Origin of the sequence: Arcticibacter tournemirensis, from assembly GCF_006716645.1 — a bacterium.
Taxonomy (GTDB): Bacteria; Bacteroidota; Bacteroidia; order Sphingobacteriales; family Sphingobacteriaceae; genus Arcticibacter; species Arcticibacter tournemirensis.
In genome coordinates this window covers 4,069,662-4,087,579 of record NZ_VFPL01000001.1, presented here as the reverse complement: position 1 = coordinate 4,087,579, position 17,918 = coordinate 4,069,662, and the positions used below count along the sequence as shown (strand labels likewise).

Sequence of the window (17,918 nt, the reverse complement as noted above, 5' to 3'; positions counted from 1 at the left end):
GATCTTGAGCTATATCTGCTTACATATAACTCAGCAGAATCAAAGTTTGTCCTCTTACTGGATCCATTTGAGCTTTTGGAACCTGAAAGAATATTGAACATTTTACCAGCTCTCGAAAAGCCCCAGATATTGGGAGAGCAAATATTTTGATGAATAATCAGACGGGTATTATTAAAAAAAATGATATTAGAAACATAATAGAGCTTTTCGCCATATCTCAACGCAATATAAATGATAAAGTAGCTTCCCTTAGATTACTATTGGTAATAATAATTTTAATGACTGTTTATGAAAAAGGGATAGACGAATTGTCTACGTCTAAGCCAGGGACCCAGCCGGTTTTAATGAAAGAGGGCGAAAAGATCTATCTGGATAGTTATTCAAAGGATGAACACATAGGAGCTACAGAGTTCATGATACCAAGCAGATAACAGATAAGAACTCAAGACGTTCAGGTTCGCCGAACAAGCCAGCCTCAGAGGTTGAGAAAGGTACCAGGACCGATGAAGCTAAATATTATCAGGAATTGGATGAACAGAAAAAACAGTAGAAGCCATGAAATTAGTAATATTCATAATCTTATTAATGTTTAGTATTCCCGGATATAGTCAGCAAGGTTGTTATGTCGATAAGGATTCAAGGATAAAAAAATACCAGTTAGATATGGTAAAGTTCCTGGTTAACAAGAAGGAATTCAGTATAATCCAAGAGCCTGTTGATATTAAAGGCTATTCGGGGAAAATGTTTGTTTATAAGACGGTAGAGTTATTTCCATGGTCGGATAAACCTAATAATCCGGGAATATTGTTAGTGAAGTTTGGTCCTTTAGGTGATCACGCCAGAGGTTACTGGGCTATTCTTGAAGCTGATAAAAGTATATTCTTCTTGAATACAGAAAACGACAAAACGCTAAACGACTATATAAAGAAGTATAGTATGGAAATTCAGCAGATAATCCGATATACATTGAAGCTTTACCAGCCCTATGAATAGTCGTTAAGAGTGCAGGTGCGTTTATTATCTACCCAAAAGTAAGTCTTGTCTTAGCCTCTTTGATCAGGGCACCAAGCGTCCTTAGGATATGCTGCCTGTCTTCGAGTTGAAGGGACTGTAGTTCGTTGATCTGTTTAACGATATCCTGGTCAAGTTCCTGCGGAAACCCCCAACGTCTCAGCCATACGTGCGGCCGTCTCAATAGACGGTTTGACCTCGCCACGCTCATATCGCGCGATGACCAAGGCGTGTACTCCCAGCTTTTTTGCAGGAAAACGACCGCCGGAAGCGTAGGAGGGTTGTTTCAAAAGTCATAGAAGGTAAATACTTGCTAAGACTCTACGTTAGCGCTGATGCTACGTCATGCCAGAACATTCGGGAAGATATATTATGGGGATATCCTGGATGGTGACACATATGGAGCTGCCCGCTCAGCCCGCGACCGAGACCGGCTGAGAATGCAAGTGCTCGAAGCCATAGGATGGAAGATGTGGCAGGTTTGGAGTACCGACTGGTTTCGCAATCCCGAAAGAGAGCTGCGGCGTTTGGCGGAAGCTAAAGAAGGAGCGCGGGCGCAAGCGGCAACCGACGACATCATTGAAGAAGAACTGCAAAAAGAAATGGCAGCTTTAATAAGGGAAGAAGTACAGGAGGTGGAAGTGCTGCTGCCGGTATACGAGTTCGCCGAATTGCCGGGAGAAATAGCAAGTATGGAACTGGAATAGTTGTAAGAGAAGGAGAGATGTTGAAGGCGAATGGATAAAAAAGATACCTTAGATTAAAGCTATATTTAGCATATTATGAAATTTTTTTATGTAGCATTATTACTGTATGCATTTTCCAGTTCGGCCTATAGCCAGCAGCGACAATCCGATATAAGCCAGGAGCTGACACGTAAACTTGCCACTTATGTAGATAGCATGAGGCTCAAACACAGCGGGGCAGGAATATTGGTGCATGTTTACAAGCCTGGAGTAATCGATTGGAACTATGCCAATGGACTGGCAGATATAGATTCGTTAATACCAGCAAAACCCGACATGCATTACCGGATTGCGAGTATTTCAAAGCTGTTTTGCGCAACAGCCGTTTTGAAGCTAGCGAGTGCTGGGTCCCTCACCTTAGATGACCCAATCAGCAAATGGTTACCCTCAAAGTTTATCTCTAAAATCGCCAATGGAGACAAAATCACGATACGGAATTTGTTGAACCATACCTCTGGTATCTACGAACTTCAGGGATCAGAAATCGATCCCTTAAACGACAGTACAGATTATAGTATGGTTCTACCCGAACTCATAGCGGGTATGAAACAAACAGCAGGCTACTCCAACTTTTTCTATTCGAGTTCAAACTATATCCTGTTAGCTGAAATCATAAAAAAGGCATCAAAGATGTCGTACGGTGATTACATCCGCTCAGCCATATTGGAGCCTTTCAACCTTAGTCATACCTATGTAGCTACATTGCCTGTCAAAAACAGATTTAAGGGATATATTCCTTCGCTCTATCTTAAGAAATATGCTGATACGGTTAAGGTATCGCTGATCGATGCATCGGATTTTAATATGTCCTTTCATCTCGGTTCTGCCGATATCAGTTCTTCCACAAGCGACCTGATCAAGTTCTACTATGAACTTCATGAAGGTAAGATTATCCCCAAAAACCTGGTAAATGAGATGTTTGGCGAGACGGTTGCTTCGAACCGCCCAAGTAAAAGATACGGGCTAGGTACAATGCTATTTGAACACAATGGCCTTACAGTTGTGCATGGACATATCGGACAGGCCGCCGGATACAAAAATATACTTGCCAAAAACCAACTAACAAATACCTATATAGCAATATCGTTCAACCTGTTTCATATTTCCGATGAAATTCTTTTGGAAACGATGTTCGGATTAAATGACATCATGGAAGAATAGAATAGCAAGCCGGGTGTAAACATAGTGATCAAACCCAACTACGGAAGTTGAGATCCTCATAAAAATGGAGGTGTCTGCGAAAGCAGGCGCTATTTAGTTGTAAAAGATTCTCTACACGTACCTGAGTGAGAAGATTAACGTATTGTTATTTCGTTAAGGAAATTGGTGAGTGTCAATATTTTGGTGCGGCCAAATTTTTCGATGTCTAATAAGTCCTTATCACCCGTTAATAGATAATCGGCTTTGCCATCTTTAGCCAATGCTAAAAGAAAATTATCTTTTGGATCCCTACAGATTTCCACGTTACTTTTTACGGCCACAAAGTCAATAAACGCATCAAAAGCTTCGATCATATCATCTAATGCATTTCCTGTGAAATACTTGCGGAGTTTGGGCTTAGTTATTGTAGATGCGAGTTCCTCAATAAGCTCCAGGCAGAATAGAATGCGCACCTTGTTAGTGTACAGCAATCTATCTAAGAGGTGATATTTCTTCGAAATGATAAACTAATCCACAGATTGGTATCTACTATAATATTGGCAGGTTTATTTCTTGCCATACCTTTCGGCTCTTACTTTCTCAACGATCGAAGTAATTTCATCAATATCAGGCGCAGAAACGGTATTCCTCCTCATTTTTTGGAGATAAGCTTTTAGCCTTGACTCCGGTTCAACACTAACCTTGATGAGATTCAAATCCTGCATGCCTTCAATCAGCTTCAACGCAGTGGGATTCAATATTTCAATTCTGATAGTTGACATAATCTCAAATATAGCGGGTTTTTCACACAAAGTTAACCTAATTAAGGCCTGTTTCGACTTTATCAACGCTGTGTTCGATACCGTTACATCCGACGTGGAAAATGCGATCGTTATCACCTATTTGGGTTATTTAAACTTTTCAGGAAATACACAGGCAAAAACGTTACTTCCTGCACGTTTGAATGAGGTACGCCAACCTATCAAAGCGTAGACGATCTGGTGGATGAAGACGAAGAACTATCGTCGAAACGCTATTTTCCCGTTATATGCTTCAACATTCAAATCTCACCACCGAAGATTTCTTTAGTCAAAAGGAGATAGCCGTTCCAGTCACACGAACCGTCTGTAACCGACAACACAGATTTACCGGCAACGGTATAGGTGTAATAATCAACAGTGGTGCAATCTTCCCGTACGTTCTTCATCTGAAATAACTGTCTTTCAAATAAAATGAGGGCCTCTATATCGTGTTTTGCTAATACTTTCGTTTTCTTCTTATTATCTCTGGAAGAGTAAAAAGAAGCAATTATTTTCGAGTTCTTCTTTTCAATATAAATGGACGATTTGACGTTGTGAAAGCAGCCGAGCGATTCAAATGAAAGCTTTATCTTACTGCCTGCTGACATTTTTTCAATAAATGTCGGCCTTTTCGTGTCAATAAAGCTATCTGTGCAGCAGATGACCTCTTGAAGATTTCCCATTACAAGCAAACTTTTCTTTACCTCCTGATTAAAAATGTTTAAAAAGCGTAGCGTATACTGACCGGGCTGCAGTCCCGGAACAACAAACTCGCCCATGCTGGTTTTTATGTTTTTAATGATTGTGTCTTTACCTTTAATAAGTGATAACTGTCTTTCACCAAAATCATTTCCTGCCCGGTAAGGTCTACAGGTCGATAATCTTCCTTTGATGGTAAATAAGTCCTGAGAAGAAGACTGAAGGCTAAAAGAGATCAGGATTAAAAGAAGACTGCTAATGATTTTCATATTTACAGGATGCATTCATGGGAGTAATTCCATAAAGAAGTATAGCCCAAAAAGTGCAACCCGGTTCCATTGCAAAGTAGCAGCAGAAAAAATGCCGTCGAGTGACACACGAATCGAAAAAATGACTGACACACGAGGCGCCGCTGCCGCGTTGCATTATAGATTTTCTTACTGCCACGACAGGCGGGCGATATTACCCACCACTATTTTTATACTCCGAAACCAACTATCAGGAAATCTTCTGCAGTACAAGCAGCAGGCGAAAAGTGTTAAAAGAAAAAGAGTCTGTCTTTTTACTAACAGCAGTATTGCCCGAATTAAATGGTAATTTAGGGTCGGAATGGAGAGCAAATTATGATTGCACCAATTATTGGTTTAGTCCTCTTTGTGCTTATTGTGGGAGGCATAACCATGTTGCTTAACCAAGCAGAGAAGGTAAAATACGAGAAAATACTTACGGATGTCGGCGACAAAATAAAGATCTCTCATTCTGGAGTTCGTTGTAGTACCTTCGGTTCAGGCGCGAAAAATAGTAATTATATTTTCAACCGTTGCGATCTATACCTCACTGACGATGCAGCTATCATTTTTGGATATACCCCTTTAGGCCAGTTCAAATTACTCCGTTCTCCAATAATTCTTACTGCCAGCCAGGCGAGATATCTCCGCTTCAGTCTTTTATCAACAGTTATAGCACCGGGAAAGTTGAATGTTAATTCGTTCAATAACGAGGTTTTTATAGAGTTCGGTGAAGCTGGCTGGAGAACCACAAATGTCGAAATCAGGATGAAAGAGTTATCAAATGAGGAAAAAGAACTGATAGCCATTATAGGGAAAGGAGTGGGCTCATACCGAAATCTCGGATGACTATTTATGATGCAGAAATGCTATGGCTCGTGCACAACCTGAAATAACAAATAACAATTGTAGATATTGCAGGGAAAATACGTTTCCAAAGTATGACCAGTATCATTTTTAAAACTGGGCGAAGCTATTTAGCTTTGGTTATCACCTGAAATAACCATGTCACCACATTCATCCAAAGAAGCCGTTGACGATCCCCTGTGGAAGTCGGTACTCGAGCAAACATTTATACATTTTCTAACTTTCTTTTTTCCAGAAGCCGATAAAATATTCGATTTAAGTAAGAAATTCGTTTATCTCGATAAGGAGCTACAGAGCATGTTCCCGCCCAAGCCCCATAACAAAGGAGTACGCTATGTCGATAAATTAGTGCGGGTACCGCTCAGGGGAGGAGGAGAGAAGTATGTGTTAATCCACATAGAGGCGCAGTCCGCGAAAGGCAAGGGTGGTCTAGCACACCGGATGTTTGAATACTATTCCAGGATCGTAAGCAAACATAAAGTGCCGGTTACAGCCATCGTTATCCTGGCAGATAACGATGTGAAGTACCATCCCCGGATTTATGAGCAGGAATTTCTTGGAACCCGCCTGCGGTATGAGTTTAACAGCTATAAGATCCTCGGCCAGGATGAAGCCGTTTTAAGAAGCAATCCCAATCCATTTGCCGTAGTGGTGTTAACGGCGTTGATGGCAATCCGGCATAACGGAGCAGGTGACAGCCAGTTGCTTGACATTAAGCATGATCTTTATGATCAGATGATGCAGCGCAAAATGGACAGGAAAGAACGGCGAGCCATTTATGATTTTCTGGCATACTATGTGCGGTTTGAAAAAACAGAAATGATTCGTAAATTTCTCCGGTTATTTGTTTTTAAGAGGAAGGAGAGAGATCGATTTCATCTTAGTTTGAAGAACAAGTTAAAGAAAAACAAGGAAGGAGTACCACTGTGGGAACCAGAGAATATTTACTGGATAAAGCAAAAAGAGAAGGTCTAGAAAAGGGCCTTGCCCAAGGTCTTGAACAGGGCGTTGAAAGTAAAAGCTATGAGTTTGTTAATAATCTTTTGAAACAGACTGATTTTGATGATAGCAGGATTTCAGTTCTCGCCGGAGTTTCTATTGATTTTGTACGTAAAGTACGGGAGTCTTCAGGACGAAAGTAAGTAGATCCCGATCTAATATCAAACATACAACTTTATCCTGATGAAATAGAAGGATTATAATCAAAAGTTCCCTTTCAAGATATTTAAGCCGCCACTGAGCGGCTTTTGTTTTTACTGCCCCGTAAATAGATAAGAAAGTATTTTTAATAAAAGTACTACCTTGTAGAGTTTTACAGACCCAGCATGTCCCTATCTTCTATTGCTTCAAACCAAAACGTTACCTGCACAGCGGTAATGGCAGGCCAAAAAGAACTGTAATGCCAGGGAATTATAAAAATATCAAATATGGTCATCTTCGTTATTAAGGCAATAGTTATAATCTTAGGAACTATTGCGACATTGTACTTTTTTATAGCAGGCCTTTCAGGCAAAAAGGGATTTAGAAAAGCGCTGTTGAGTGTGGTGACGGTTTTCATAACATTACTGTTGTTGACTATTTTAGATTTTAGAATCACTCCAAAGGTCGGGAAAGAAAGAATGCTGGTCGCAAAAAGGGAAGCCCCGATTACCGGGATCGAATTAATTTTATATAATGACTCAACGTTTAGCCTGGGAAACCTCAGAAAGATAACAAAAATGGGTGTTTACAGGATAAGGAGAGATACGTTATTGTTGGAAATGAATACGTTACCATATACTTCTTTTTTAATAAAGCACAAAACCTTGGAAGAATTAGGAGGAACTGGAATAAGTTCGCTTGATATAGAATTAAATAAGCTTCGGCAAGGCAGCCACTAGTTAGACAATATCATAAGCGGTTATCCATAGATTTTTCTAAATTTAACCTTAATTTCACCGCAAATGTCAAGCGTCGAACAATTATTAGAAAAGATCAGAGCCTTTCGCGACGCACGCGATTGGCAGCAGTTCCATAATTCCAAGGATTTAGCGGTTGCGCTCAGTATAGAAGCCTCCGAATTATTAGAGTTATTTCTGTGGAAGGGGAACGAAGATGCCAATCCCGAAAAGTTAAAAGAAGAACTTGCCGACGTGCTAATGTATGCCCTGCTGATAGCAGACAAGCATGGACTCGACCTTGAGCAGATCATCGAAGAAAAAATCAGGCTCAATAATGCCAAATATCCCGTGGATAAAGCAAAAGGTAACGCAAAGAAATACGACGAACTATAATGCCCAAAGCCTTTCAGATTGACCAGTATCCCTTTGATAGCAAGCTGGAGGATACGCTGCAAAACCAGCAGCGTAACTTTCTTTCCTGGCCGGTTGTCTACTTCCTTCAAAACGACCTTGTGGGCGAAGCCTATGTGGGTGAAACAACCGACATGGTCCAGAGGATGAAAACACACCTCAAGACTCAAAGAAAGCAATCTCTTTCCACCGTCTCGCTGATTGTGAGCGAGCTTTTCAATAAATCGGCAACGCTGGATATTGAATCCAATCTCATCAGGTATATTGCCGCCGACCAGAAATTTAATCTGCAAAACGGCAACCTCGGCATTTCAAACCATCAATTCTATCAGCAGAAGGAGGTTTATTGGGAGCTATTCCGCGATATCTGGAACGAGCTGCAGGCGCTGGGCATCGCCCGCCATTCCCTCGATTATATAGACAATTCCGATCTGTTCAAATATTCTCCGTATAAGTCTCTTTCGTCAGAACAGGTTGCCGGATTGAAAATGATCTTGCAATGTTTACTTGACGACACTGCCAAAGTGAGCCTTATTCATGGTGGAGCAGGTACAGGCAAATCCATACTGGCCATCTTTCTGTTCAAGCTCCTGAAAACAGATTTACAGGACTTCAACCGGGCCGACTTTGATGAAAGCGATGAAGAACTATACCGCATGGTTGAACAGGTGCGCAAAAAATACGGACAGCTGGAGATGGCCCTGGTTATACCAATGCAATCCTTCCGAAAAACTATTTCCAAAGTCTTTAAAAATATAAAGGGTCTTTCTCCAAAAATGGTCATTGGTCCTGCGGAAGTTACCAGGAAAAAATATGATCTGCTGATTGTAGATGAAGGTCACCGTTTGCGCAGGCGTACAAACCTGTCATCATATTATCACACGTTCGACCAATGCGCTGCCGCCCTGGGCCTTGATAAATACACCTGTTCCGAATTAGATTGGGTACAACGTCAGTCCGATAAATCCATCATCTTTTATGACGAATTCCAGTCGGTAAAACCATCCGATACCGATAAAAGCCGGTTTTTAGAACTCCAGGAAAAATCATCAACCCGCATAGAACGACTACAATCACAGTTCAGGGTAAAAGGAGGGGCGAAGTATATGAAGTTAATTCATCAGCTCTTTTCAGACCATGATAGTTTGACACCCGGCCCCTTTGAAAGCGGACATTACGACCTTCAGCTTTTTGAAGACATAGGCGAAATGGAACAGCAGATCCAAAAGAAAGAACGAACCGACGGACTTGCGCGCATGGTAGCCGGTTTCGCGTGGGACTGGATCTCTAAGAAAGATAAAAGCTTGTACGATATCGTCATTGGCGATACCAAACTGCAGTGGAACAGTACAGAAGTAGATTGGGTTAACTCGTCCAATGCCATTAACGAAGTGGGTTGTATCCATACCACACAAGGATACGACCTTAATTACACCGGCGTAATTATCGGACCAGAACTCGATTACAACTTCAGAACCCGGTCCTTTGTCGTCTATAAAGACCGGTACAAAGACAAAAACGGGAAGAATTCCATTAAGGATACGGTCGTACTTAAAAACTATATCTTCAATATTTACCGGACATTATTGTTTCGTGGGATTAAGGGGACCTATATCTATGCTTGCAACGAAAACCTGCGTAGCTATCTTTCTCAATACATCCCCGTGAATGGAAAGATCAAAGAGCAAGAGTCCACTATTCTATTCCTTGATTCGGCCACGGAAAACTCCGTTCCTTATTACGACATAGAAGCCGCTGCCGGAAGTTTTTCAGAATTGCAGGCGCAAGAGACTACCAGGTATATTCAACTTCATGATTCTTTTTACAACCATACGCATTATTTTGCCTGTAAGGTAGTAGGAGAGTCGATGAATAAAGTGATCCCTAACGGAGCCATCTGCCTTTTCGAACGCTACGGCGGCGGCTCCCGAAACGGACTGATCACATTAGTGGAATGCAGCAGCTTTGAAGACAAAGATTTCGGATCAAACTATACCGTCAAAGAATACAGCAGCAAGAAGACCGTTACCGACGACGGCTGGCACCACGAAGAAATTATTCTATTGCCCCGATCGACAGATATCTCATACCAACCGATACATCTTCGCGACGAAGAATTGTTGGATTTCAGGGTTATAGGCATTTTTAAGAAAGTGCTGTAGAACCTAAACCAGTACAATAAGCACAGTAAAGCATTATATTTTATTCACTTTCTAACAATAATATTTCGTTACTTTGTTTACCCAAAAGGCTGTTGATGAAGAAAAACCTGATAGACGACTACTTCAGATCTATCGCTGCGATATTTTCAGTTCCAATTTTTAAAGAGATTTTCAAAAGCGGACAAAGTGATTATGTCGCAGAAACGATATTTTACTATCGTTCCAGGTTAGGTTTCAGAAAGGAGGTAACTATGAAAAAGGTGCTCGGAAAAGCCTATAAGCACCTGATGCATAATTACCGAAATGAATACGTATACAAAAACCATATCGCAAACAACCTTTTATTAGAACGGCACAATCTTAACGAAGCCGTTATGCTCAACGAGTTACGCGTAGGAGCCTCTATCGCAGATATAGTCATAATCAACGGCACTAATACCGTCTATGAGGTAAAAACCGAGCTCGACTCACCCTATAAGCTTAAAAAGCAGATCAGCGACTACAGAAAATTTTCACCTAAAATATATCTCGTCACCCACCATTCCCTGGTCAGGAAATATGAGGACATTCTGGGTGATAACAGCGTGGGGCTATTGTCTCTTTCCTCTGATTCAGGCCTTTCTCTTGTAAAGGAGGCAGTAGAGGAATTCTCGCTGTTAGATAATAAAATCATGATGAGTACCTTACGGAAGGACGAGTATTCAAATCTGATCATGGAAGCGTTCGGTGATGTTCCGAAAGTCGCCAACATTAAGTTCTATCGTGCCTGCCTGGCATTGATTGAGAAGTTAGATCCGGTTATCGTTCATGCTTTATTGCTCAAGCAATTAAGAACCCGTGCATTTCATGAGGAGAGAATGATTCAGTCAAAAGAAACGCCGGAAGAAATTAAGCATATCTGTCTCACCTTTAATCCCAATAAAACAGAATTTCAAAATCTATATAACTTTTTAAACCTCACAATGTAATGTATTTCCCTTATCTTCGATGTAAACAGTTCGAGCTCCTTGCCTTACGGGAGTTAAGCGAACGCTTAGGTCATTCAGGAAAATATCACCTGTTCTTGAGCCGGTCAAAAAGTCTTCACCAACCTTGCCGGACTGCGTGCTTGATCACAGATTTAAAGATAGAATGTAAATTTTTGAAATAAATATTGAAAACAATTAAGCAATAGCTTAAGTTTGTATGGTTAGGAAAGCAATAGTTATCACTCGGTCAGAAGATGGAAAACGGTGCATAGCCGTGGACGAATCTAATTATGAAATGATCCTTGCTTTCCTAGGTGCTGACAAAAGGCATAAGAGCAAGTTTAGAGATATAGCTAATGTAATTTTGAATGGGCTCAGGAATACTGAACTTTACGACAAGGAAGAGCCCGATGCAAAGTCTAAAGGAGTTCGGGCGATGAAATTTTTTAAAGGACAAGAGAATGCTCGCATATACTGCAGGGAAGTTACAAGGGAGGATAAGACTTTTGTGATTATCGCATCCGAACTATTGGAAAGCAAGAAAACGCAAAAAATCAATCAAAGAATTTTAAACATCATCCATAGAGTAGCAAGTTATGACTACAAAGAAATCGTTGAGCCCAGCTGAGATTAAAAGGTCTTTTGATGAGTTGTTTAACAGCTTGACCAAAGAAGAATTAATTGAACAGGAGGCGAGATTATTAGCCTTTCATTTTTTGAGTGAAGTTGAACATGCACTCGAACAGCAAGGCCTAAACAAAAAGGCGTTGGCTGAGCGGATAGGTACATCTGCTAGTTATATAACACAACTTTTCAGAGGTGATCGCCTCCCTAACTTTACGATTCTTGCCAGGATTCAGGAGGCTTTGAGCTTAAAGTTTGAAGTTAAGGCCAAGGAAACTAATGCAGATATATCGAAAACGAAATTTGAATTTCCCGCGGTGGAAAATCCGTATGGATTCGTAGCCGTTTACAAGAATTTAACCCCAGATTACGGCAAACATACTTCCGTTGCATTGCGAATTGATTATAATGAACAAAAAATAGCATAATGAAAGCAAAAGTTTCTCCGCTTTCCTGGTTAAATTTTGCCTTGCTTCAAAGCAATTTTCAATTTGTACAACCACAAGTCAAACCCAAGAAGAAAAAGATAAATCCCGCCGATTTTTTTAAAGATTACATTATCGATATCGACTTTGATATTCAGGATACCGGCTCAGATGAATTCCAGGTATTTACTAAAATAGATATCAATACAGACGAGATTTTGATTGCTGGATATAAAATTTCTGTCGAGGGAGCAGGGGTATTTAGAATCAGTCCTGATGCGGCACTGACAGAAGCACATCGCGATAATCTGAGAAATTATTCTGCTGTTAATCTTTTAATTAATCGCTTAAGGACTCATATACTTCAAACCACAAGTTTGTCTGTATTTGGTCCTTATGATCTTCCTCCGATTGATATTACGGATTTGTTTGTTCAAAAGTCTGAAAGAGTTTAGTTGTTGGTGAACCAAAACAACAAATCAATTTACCACCTAACTACATACCCTTGCTGCTTAAACTGCTACGCGTTGTTTTTTTTGTAAAATCTATAGGCTCATGATGCAAAAAACAATCAAGTATAGTCAACTTAGCAGTCTTGATATCTTTATTAGTCGTAACTCTTGTTAATAAGAACATCCTTTCTTCCTATGCCGATTTCAGCTGGGACGATCTCGGCATCAGCGAGCAGGATTTCGAGAACTTCAAAAGTAAATACCTCGACCTGTACGACAGCTCCCGAACTGATCCATCGTGACCAGATCAATGTAGTATATATTTTAAAACTGCTGACCAGGCTTAAAACCGCTAACCCATCAGACGCCGAAAAACAGCGGAAAATTATCATCGACCTCCTTGGCAGCGAAGTAACGCTGCGGAGCAAACGCGAACTGATAGAAAAGTTCATCCAGGAAAACCTCCCCCTTCGTGGAGATTCCGGAGATGCTGACCCCGTACCGGGCATACTGACCCCCTAATTTGGTTTTGGCCCATAGATTCTGAAGGCCTGACAATTTTACCTTTTTTTTCTTAGACTTTCACCTTTAAGTTCAATTCTGTAAGCGGTATGTACCAGCCGGTCGAGTATGGCATCAGCAATCGTTTCTTCACCGATCACATCATACCAGCTTGCCACCGGCAGCTGGCTGGCGATGATAGTAGATTTGCGGCCATGACGGTCTTCTATGATTTCCATCAGATCCATGCGTTGCTGCTGTTCCAGGTGAGTGAGTCCGAAGTCGTCCAGAATGAGCAGTTCCGTGCGCGAAAGCTTTTCCATAAACTTATAGATGCTCCCATCAATCCGGCTCATCTTCGTGCGCAGCAGTAACTTCTGCAGGTTATAATAAGCCACTTTATATCCCTGTGCACAAGCCTGGTGCCCCAGGGCAGAAGCCAGAAAGCTTTTACCGGCACCTGAGGCCCCGCTGATCAGAACGGCATCTCCACTGGAGAGATAAGTTCCCATGGCAAGGTCCGTAATGAGTGAACGGTCAATCCCCCTGGAGGCATCCATGTTCAGTTCTTCCACAGAAGCCCGGTAGCGGAAGCCGGCATTTTTAAGCAGACGGTCAAAGCGTTTTCCGCTGCGCTGTTCCTGTTCGGCCTGCAGCAGCAATTGTAGGCCCTCTGAGAGGTTCAGTTCGTGATGGCGGCGGGTCTCCAGCAGTACCTGCCAACTGCGGCACATTCCATGCAGGCGCAGCTCTTTGAGTTGTGTTTCGATTTGCATATTAAAAGTGAATAGTGGATTGTATATAGTATTCTTTTCCTCTGATATTGTTATGGGCAGGAAGCGGATGTTCAATGCTCTCCTCCTGCAGATAGAGCGTCATGTTGTTCTCCAGTATTTTCTGGATGGCCTTATAGGAGCAGATCCGGTGCTGCACAGCGATCCGGCAAACACGGGTGAACTTTTCTGCCTCGGTATTCCGGTGTAAACGGAACAGGCCGTCGCAGGTGCGGTACAACTGCTCTGGATAACGGTCCTGCTGAAAGATGATCTCAAGGAGGCGGTAGAGATCTTCCGACTTATAACGGGCCCGCTCCAGGTAATATTCCGGACTGCGGTTCAGCCAGGCCTGATTAGCAGAACTCAGATGTTCCTTTACCGAAGTATATCCCCCGCTGTAGCTTCTGATATGGACAGCCACCTGTTTCCCTTCAGCATAGATAGAGACCATACTGCGGGTATAGATCACCTTTACTTTGGAACCAATCAGCGTGTAGGGAACACTGTAAAAGTGTTTCTGAACACTGACATGCCCGTTACTGGCTACCTTGGGTTCACAATAGTGTTTTAGTTCAAAGTCCTGCTGGGGCAGCTCAGAGAGTAACGGCTTTTCAGCGGCCAGGAAGCGTTCTTCCCTGCAGTAGTCCTTACGCTGCATGCGGGTCTGGTTATGCTCGCGTACTTTTTCGCTGATGGCCTGATTTAGAGAAGCCAGATCGAAGAACTGCCGGTTGCGCAGCCGGGCATACACTCTGGTATAGAGCAGCTTTACCTGGTTCTCAACCAGACTTTTATCGCGGGGACGGCCCGGTCTTGCAGGCACGACCGACATCTGATAATGATTGGCAAAGTCTTCCAGGCTCCGGTTGACCTCCGGCTCATACCGGTCTGCCTTGACGATAGCAGACTTAAGGTTATCGGGTACCAGTACCCGGGGTACCCCGCCCAATTCTTTCAGGCAGCAGGAAAGGGCATACAGAAAGTCACCGATTCGCTGAGAGGGTACAGCCATAGCAAAAGCATAATCAGAAAAAGGAAGACAGGCTACAAACAACTGGCAACTGATAATTTCCCCGGTCTGGCGGTCTGTATAACTGATCTGTTTGCCGGCGAAGTCGACGAACAGCTTATCGGCAGGCTCATGGCTTAATACAGAGGTCGGCTTACGGGCAACAAGCTGCTGATGCAGATGAAAGCAGAACTGGGAGTAGGCATACCCCTGGGGAAAACCCAGAATGTATTCATCCCACAGCAGTTTTTTAGTCATCCCTATTTTTTTAAGCTCTTTGGAGAGATATTCCAGTTTTCCTTTGAAATGAATATAACGTGGATCCTTATAAGCAGGATTACCGGAATGGAACCGGGTTTCCAGGACAGGATCCTCCAACTGAAGCAGTTCCTGTGGGTCCAGGGCAGCAGACTGAAGCTTGGCAAGATAAGACTTCACCGTGTTCTTGCTGATGTTCAGCGTTCGTGCGATGGCCTTAATAGAATAGCCCTGGGTGTGTAAGCGTAATAGTTGTTTTATCTGTATCCGTCCCGTAATGTAGGTTCCCTAAAGAATACGGGAGCGTTCTACCTTTGAAAAAAAAATCAAAGATGGAAGCAGTCAAAGCCTACACGAAAGAAGAACGGGAGTATCATGTACAGCAATGGCGGGACAGCGGCAAGAGCCAGAAGTCCTACAGCTGGGAAGCAGGCATTCCAGTGTTATCCCTTCATTATTGGATCTACGGAAAGAAAAAGAAAGCAAGACAAAAAAGCGGGATACCAGCCTTTGCCCCCCTGCAAGTGAAAGAAGATGAGGCCCCCCATCTGGAGATCACCCTTGAACTGCCGCGGGGTATACGGATTATCCTTCAGGGCCAGGTGAGTGCAGAATACATCAAAAGTTTGCTTGGATGAGCCTGCTATCGCTGCCCGCCCACCTTTCTTATTATCTGTATACCGGCCATGCTGACATGAGACGTACCTTTGAAGGCCTGTGCGGGCTGGTGCGTAATGAAATGGAAGCAGACCCGCTGAACCATCAGGTGTATATCTTTATTAACCGGCGGGGTACCCAGGTCAAACTATTATTATGGGAAGGCGACGGTTTCAGTATTTACCACAAACGTCTGGAAGCAGGCACCTTTGAAAGACCGGGCCATAGTGGGGACGACCAACGGGCCATCATTAGCAGAACCCAGTTGCAACTGATCCTTCAGGGGGTAAAGCTGCAGAGCGTCAGTTATCGTAAGCGGTATCAGCGGCGGGGAATCCCTTAAAAGATTAACTTTACGGACATGAAGAAGAAGCGGAAACTACCCCGGTTTAAAGACCTGACCCCAGAGGAATACCAAAAGGTGATGGAGGGGCTCAAGGGTGAGATTGACTATCTGAAAAATGAGAATGAGCAGTTGCAAAATGAGCTCTCCGACCTGAGTGCGCGTAAGGCTTTTCTGAATGAAATAGATGAACAAAATGAGCGTCTTTTAAGGGGTAAAAACTTGCTTTAATACGTTTAAAGGCCTATATTTAAAGCATAATGCAGGTCATCATTCCTCTGTTTGAAACCCTTACCCGGGAAGAATATCAGTCGCTGGTACAGCGGCTGCTTACCCGAATTGAGGAGTTGGAAGACCGTCATTATAAGGACCGCAGAACGCTGGCAGAATACGCGCAGCTCATCTGGGGTAAAAAAAGCGAGAAACACATCCGGGCGCTTGCTGAGGCTGACTTGAATACCGTCCAGGGGGAAATCCCTTTCGCAGACCAGCCGGAAATAGAGACCAGCAGGGAGAAGGATGCAGAAGAAACAGCGTCTGCAGAGGTTGTGCCTGCCAGTGAACCGCAGCATCGGTATCAGCGCCGCCTGAAACCTTGCGGGCGCAAAAAACTGAGCGCAAACCTTCCCCGCGAATATGTGGAAATCCTTCCGGAGAATTACCATCAGGAGATGGTGCGTATCGATGCTGAAATTACCGAAGAACTGGACTACCGTCCGGGCAGCTTCTTTGTGCGGGTCATCTCAAGGCCCCGTTTTACCGATCCCCGCACCAAAGGAGTGGCTATCGCCCCCATGCCACAGCGCCCGGTACATAAAGGTATCGCAGGGGCAGGGCTGCTGGCCTGGGTACTGGTATCCCGTTTTTGTGATCACCTTCCGTACTACCGCCAGGTGAAAATGCTCAACCGCTACGGGGAGGATATTGTAAACACCTCTACCATGGGACGCTGGGTAAAGGAATCGATCAACCTTCTGGCCATCATCTACAGCCGGATGAAAGAACAGGTTCTTCAAAGTGATTATCTGATGGCCGATGAAACCACCATCAAAGTACTGGATACCCATAAAGAGTCAGGCAAGCACCAGGGCTATATCTGGGGCTATCTGGCACCGCTGGTAAAATTGGTGGTCATGGACTATGCCGAAGGGAGGGCTGCCGACTATCCAGAACAGTTTATCGGCGACTATAGCGGTACCTTTCAGACAGACGCTTATGGTGGCTATGATAAATTATTGAAAGACAGAAAAGATATGGTACACGCCGGATGTTGGGTCCATACAAGGCGCAATTTTTTTAAAGCCCTCTCCGGTGATAAGAAACGGGCCACAGAAGCATTGGAGATGATCGGGGCATTATATGCCCTAGAATCTTCAGCACGGGACAAGGGGGCAAATGAGCAGGAGTTTTTACGGATGCGCCAGGAGTTTTCCCTTCCCATACTGGCAGAACTGAAAGAATGGGCAGAAAAGCAACTAATGGAACTTAACCACAGGGCTGCCATAGCAGAAGCCTGCCGGTATATGCTTAAGAGATGGGATAAACTGATGCACTATACCACAGATGGAAGAATGCTTCCGGATACCAATCTCCTTGAAGGCCGTTTTCGCTGCATTGGATTAGGCCGTAAGAACTGGTTGTTCGCCGGCAACCATCAATCGGCCGAAAGAAGTGCCATCATCTATTCTATTACAGAATCCTGCATACTCAATAGCATTGATCCTTTCAGCTATCTCAAAGATGTGCTGGCCAGGCTGCCTTATCTGGTTTTTGCACCCAAAGAAAGACTTGATGAATTGCTTCCTAACAATTGGAAGCCGAAGGCCCAACGAATATATACTCCTGTTCAAGGTCAGGATATGATGATGGCCGGCTAAAACTGAAATATTCCCCAGGAATCAA

The 17,918-nt window shown here is 43.2% G+C and carries 25 protein-coding genes and 1 pseudogene; 19 read left to right on the top strand and 7 right to left on the bottom strand.

Annotated features, from left to right (window positions below; all coding sequences use genetic code 11):
* The first annotated feature begins 278 nt into the window (after nt 1-278).
* Both BDE36_RS24020 and BDE36_RS17165 read left to right on the top strand, forming a co-directional pair.
* On the top strand, nt 279-431 hold the full coding sequence (locus BDE36_RS24020) for a hypothetical protein (RefSeq protein WP_211360929.1): 153 nt from the start codon (nt 279-281) through the stop codon (nt 429-431).
* Nucleotides 432-555: 124 nt separating this feature from the next.
* Complete coding sequence (locus tag BDE36_RS17165; protein ID WP_141815836.1) at nt 556-993, top strand: hypothetical protein; 438 nt, start codon at nt 556-558, stop codon at nt 991-993.
* Between the two features lie 28 nt (nt 994-1,021).
* Here the strand turns inward: BDE36_RS17165 and BDE36_RS23910 are convergent, their stop codons facing one another.
* The gene (locus tag BDE36_RS23910; protein ID WP_170205907.1) at nt 1,022-1,195 is read right to left on the bottom strand and encodes a hypothetical protein; all 174 of its coding nucleotides are present in this window, start codon (nt 1,193-1,195) and stop codon (nt 1,022-1,024) included.
* Nucleotides 1,143-1,301 carry a helix-turn-helix domain-containing protein gene (locus BDE36_RS24375; protein ID WP_141815835.1) on the bottom strand — a complete coding sequence of 53 codons (159 nt, stop codon included), beginning with the start codon at nt 1,299-1,301 and terminating at the stop codon, nt 1,143-1,145. The genes BDE36_RS23910 and BDE36_RS24375 overlap by 53 nt, the downstream gene beginning before the upstream one ends.
* 45 nt (nt 1,302-1,346) lie before the next feature.
* On the opposite strand from BDE36_RS24375, the gene BDE36_RS17155 reads away from it, so the two are divergent.
* Together BDE36_RS17155 and BDE36_RS17150 are read left to right on the top strand one after the other, a co-directional pair.
* The gene (locus BDE36_RS17155; protein ID WP_141815834.1) at nt 1,347-1,718 is read left to right on the top strand and encodes a hypothetical protein; all 372 of its coding nucleotides are present in this window, start codon (nt 1,347-1,349) and stop codon (nt 1,716-1,718) included.
* A 75-nt stretch (nt 1,719-1,793) separates the two neighbouring features.
* Complete coding sequence (locus BDE36_RS17150; protein WP_141815833.1) at nt 1,794-2,918, top strand: serine hydrolase domain-containing protein; 1,125 nt, start codon at nt 1,794-1,796, stop codon at nt 2,916-2,918.
* Between the two features lie 134 nt (nt 2,919-3,052).
* Here BDE36_RS17150 and BDE36_RS17145 read toward each other — a convergent pair whose 3' ends face one another.
* Complete coding sequence (locus BDE36_RS17145) at nt 3,053-3,418, bottom strand: putative toxin-antitoxin system toxin component, PIN family (protein WP_262714950.1); 366 nt, start codon at nt 3,416-3,418, stop codon at nt 3,053-3,055.
* Between the two features lie 45 nt (nt 3,419-3,463).
* Nucleotides 3,464-3,679, bottom strand: a complete 216-nt coding sequence (locus tag BDE36_RS17140; protein WP_141815831.1) for a hypothetical protein — start codon at nt 3,677-3,679, stop codon at nt 3,464-3,466.
* Here BDE36_RS17140 and BDE36_RS24370 point away from each other — a divergent pair.
* Complete coding sequence (locus BDE36_RS24370; RefSeq protein ID WP_420837436.1) at nt 3,603-3,890, top strand: DUF7674 family protein; 288 nt, start codon at nt 3,603-3,605, stop codon at nt 3,888-3,890. The two genes, BDE36_RS17140 and BDE36_RS24370, sit on opposite strands and share 77 nt — an antisense overlap.
* A 67-nt stretch (nt 3,891-3,957) precedes the next feature.
* Here the strand turns inward: BDE36_RS24370 and BDE36_RS17135 are convergent, their stop codons facing one another.
* A complete protein-coding gene (locus tag BDE36_RS17135; protein WP_141815830.1) occupies nt 3,958-4,665 on the bottom strand; it encodes a hypothetical protein in 708 nt (235 codons plus the stop codon).
* Between the two features lie 354 nt (nt 4,666-5,019).
* Here BDE36_RS17135 and BDE36_RS17130 point away from each other — a divergent pair, with 354 nt between their 5' ends.
* The 10 genes and pseudogenes from BDE36_RS17130 to BDE36_RS17085 all read left to right on the top strand — a co-directional run bounded on the left by BDE36_RS17130 (nt 5,020) and on the right by BDE36_RS17085 (nt 12,994).
* Nucleotides 5,020-5,532: a hypothetical protein gene (locus BDE36_RS17130; protein WP_141815829.1), complete on the top strand. Its 513-nt coding sequence runs from the start codon at nt 5,020-5,022 to the stop codon at nt 5,530-5,532.
* Between the two features lie 156 nt (nt 5,533-5,688).
* On the top strand, nt 5,689-6,525 hold the full coding sequence (locus tag BDE36_RS17125; RefSeq protein ID WP_141815828.1) for an RpnC/YadD family protein: 837 nt from the start codon (nt 5,689-5,691) through the stop codon (nt 6,523-6,525).
* Between the two features lie 452 nt (nt 6,526-6,977).
* Complete coding sequence (locus tag BDE36_RS17120; RefSeq protein ID WP_141815827.1) at nt 6,978-7,430, top strand: hypothetical protein; 453 nt, start codon at nt 6,978-6,980, stop codon at nt 7,428-7,430.
* A 63-nt stretch (nt 7,431-7,493) separates the two neighbouring features.
* Nucleotides 7,494-7,823 (top strand): nucleotide pyrophosphohydrolase, encoded by a 330-nt coding sequence (locus tag BDE36_RS17115; protein ID WP_128770881.1) that lies wholly within the window; start codon nt 7,494-7,496, stop codon nt 7,821-7,823.
* Nucleotides 7,823-10,003, top strand: coding sequence for a DNA/RNA helicase domain-containing protein (locus BDE36_RS17110; RefSeq protein ID WP_141815826.1), 2,181 nt, complete (start codon nt 7,823-7,825; stop codon nt 10,001-10,003). The genes BDE36_RS17115 and BDE36_RS17110 overlap by 1 nt, the downstream gene beginning before the upstream one ends.
* 95 nt (nt 10,004-10,098) lie before the next feature.
* Nucleotides 10,099-10,971, top strand: a complete 873-nt coding sequence (locus tag BDE36_RS17105) for a sce7726 family protein (RefSeq protein WP_141815825.1) — start codon at nt 10,099-10,101, stop codon at nt 10,969-10,971.
* A gap of 217 nt (nt 10,972-11,188) precedes the next feature.
* Complete coding sequence (locus tag BDE36_RS17100) at nt 11,189-11,599, top strand: hypothetical protein (protein WP_141815824.1); 411 nt, start codon at nt 11,189-11,191, stop codon at nt 11,597-11,599.
* Entirely contained in the window at nt 11,568-12,023 is a 456-nt protein-coding gene (locus tag BDE36_RS17095; RefSeq protein WP_141815823.1) for a helix-turn-helix domain-containing protein, read from the top strand. Before BDE36_RS17100 ends, BDE36_RS17095 begins: the two co-directional genes overlap by 32 nt.
* Entirely contained in the window at nt 12,023-12,475 is a 453-nt protein-coding gene (locus tag BDE36_RS17090; RefSeq protein ID WP_141815822.1) for a protein-export chaperone SecB, read from the top strand. Before BDE36_RS17095 ends, BDE36_RS17090 begins: the two co-directional genes overlap by 1 nt.
* A gap of 140 nt (nt 12,476-12,615) precedes the next feature.
* A pseudogene (locus BDE36_RS17085) lies at nt 12,616-12,994 on the top strand (type I restriction endonuclease subunit R, EcoR124 family).
* Between the two features lie 38 nt (nt 12,995-13,032).
* Here BDE36_RS17085 and istB read toward each other — a convergent pair.
* The gene (gene istB / locus BDE36_RS17080; protein WP_141813394.1) at nt 13,033-13,749 is read right to left on the bottom strand and encodes an IS21-like element helper ATPase IstB; all 717 of its coding nucleotides are present in this window, start codon (nt 13,747-13,749) and stop codon (nt 13,033-13,035) included.
* Between the two features lies 1 nt (nt 13,750).
* Nucleotides 13,751-15,277 (bottom strand): IS21 family transposase, encoded by a 1,527-nt coding sequence (gene istA / locus BDE36_RS17075; protein ID WP_244939636.1) that lies wholly within the window; start codon nt 15,275-15,277, stop codon nt 13,751-13,753.
* Between the two features lie 71 nt (nt 15,278-15,348).
* Here istA and tnpA point away from each other — a divergent pair, with 71 nt between their 5' ends.
* Genes tnpA through tnpC form a run of 4 tightly spaced genes read left to right on the top strand, consistent with a single transcriptional unit; the run spans nt 15,349 to nt 17,893 of the window.
* Nucleotides 15,349-15,654 (top strand): IS66 family insertion sequence element accessory protein TnpA, encoded by a 306-nt coding sequence (tnpA, locus tag BDE36_RS17070; RefSeq protein WP_141815466.1) that lies wholly within the window; start codon nt 15,349-15,351, stop codon nt 15,652-15,654.
* Entirely contained in the window at nt 15,651-16,016 is a 366-nt protein-coding gene (tnpB, locus tag BDE36_RS17065) for an IS66 family insertion sequence element accessory protein TnpB (RefSeq protein WP_141815467.1), read from the top strand. The genes tnpA and tnpB overlap by 4 nt, the downstream gene beginning before the upstream one ends.
* 18 nt (nt 16,017-16,034) lie before the next feature.
* Nucleotides 16,035-16,247 (top strand): hypothetical protein, encoded by a 213-nt coding sequence (locus BDE36_RS17060; protein ID WP_141815468.1) that lies wholly within the window; start codon nt 16,035-16,037, stop codon nt 16,245-16,247.
* 29 nt (nt 16,248-16,276) lie between these two features.
* Nucleotides 16,277-17,893: an IS66 family transposase gene (tnpC, locus tag BDE36_RS17055; RefSeq protein WP_141815469.1), complete on the top strand. Its 1,617-nt coding sequence runs from the start codon at nt 16,277-16,279 to the stop codon at nt 17,891-17,893.
* Nucleotides 17,894-17,918 lie beyond the last annotated feature (25 nt).

Bases quoted from the DNA above. Each gene is read 5' to 3' on its own strand.
- BDE36_RS24020 (WP_211360929.1), top strand. From the start codon at position 279: ATGACTGTTTATGAAAAAGGGATAGACGAATTGTCTACGTCTAAGCCA.
- BDE36_RS17165 (WP_141815836.1), top strand. From the start codon at position 556: ATGAAATTAGTAATATTCATAATCTTATTAATGTTTAGTATTCCCGGA.
- BDE36_RS17155 (WP_141815834.1), top strand. From the start codon at position 1,347: ATGCTACGTCATGCCAGAACATTCGGGAAGATATATTATGGGGATATC.
- BDE36_RS17150 (WP_141815833.1), top strand. From the start codon at position 1,794: ATGAAATTTTTTTATGTAGCATTATTACTGTATGCATTTTCCAGTTCG.
- BDE36_RS24370 (WP_420837436.1), top strand. From the start codon at position 3,603: ATGAGATTCAAATCCTGCATGCCTTCAATCAGCTTCAACGCAGTGGGA.
- BDE36_RS17140 (WP_141815831.1), bottom strand. From the start codon at position 3,679: ATGTCAACTATCAGAATTGAAATATTGAATCCCACTGCGTTGAAGCTG.
- BDE36_RS17135 (WP_141815830.1), bottom strand. From the start codon at position 4,665: ATGAAAATCATTAGCAGTCTTCTTTTAATCCTGATCTCTTTTAGCCTT.
- BDE36_RS17130 (WP_141815829.1), top strand. From the start codon at position 5,020: ATGATTGCACCAATTATTGGTTTAGTCCTCTTTGTGCTTATTGTGGGA.
- BDE36_RS17125 (WP_141815828.1), top strand. From the start codon at position 5,689: ATGTCACCACATTCATCCAAAGAAGCCGTTGACGATCCCCTGTGGAAG.
- BDE36_RS17120 (WP_141815827.1), top strand. From the start codon at position 6,978: ATGGTCATCTTCGTTATTAAGGCAATAGTTATAATCTTAGGAACTATT.
- BDE36_RS17115 (WP_128770881.1), top strand. From the start codon at position 7,494: ATGTCAAGCGTCGAACAATTATTAGAAAAGATCAGAGCCTTTCGCGAC.
- BDE36_RS17110 (WP_141815826.1), top strand. From the start codon at position 7,823: ATGCCCAAAGCCTTTCAGATTGACCAGTATCCCTTTGATAGCAAGCTG.
- BDE36_RS17105 (WP_141815825.1), top strand. From the start codon at position 10,099: ATGAAGAAAAACCTGATAGACGACTACTTCAGATCTATCGCTGCGATA.
- BDE36_RS17100 (WP_141815824.1), top strand. From the start codon at position 11,189: ATGGTTAGGAAAGCAATAGTTATCACTCGGTCAGAAGATGGAAAACGG.
- BDE36_RS17095 (WP_141815823.1), top strand. From the start codon at position 11,568: ATGACTACAAAGAAATCGTTGAGCCCAGCTGAGATTAAAAGGTCTTTT.
- BDE36_RS17090 (WP_141815822.1), top strand. From the start codon at position 12,023: ATGAAAGCAAAAGTTTCTCCGCTTTCCTGGTTAAATTTTGCCTTGCTT.
- istB (WP_141813394.1), bottom strand. From the start codon at position 13,749: ATGCAAATCGAAACACAACTCAAAGAGCTGCGCCTGCATGGAATGTGC.
- tnpA (WP_141815466.1), top strand. From the start codon at position 15,349: ATGGAAGCAGTCAAAGCCTACACGAAAGAAGAACGGGAGTATCATGTA.
- tnpB (WP_141815467.1), top strand. From the start codon at position 15,651: ATGAGCCTGCTATCGCTGCCCGCCCACCTTTCTTATTATCTGTATACC.
- BDE36_RS17060 (WP_141815468.1), top strand. From the start codon at position 16,035: ATGAAGAAGAAGCGGAAACTACCCCGGTTTAAAGACCTGACCCCAGAG.
- tnpC (WP_141815469.1), top strand. From the start codon at position 16,277: ATGCAGGTCATCATTCCTCTGTTTGAAACCCTTACCCGGGAAGAATAT.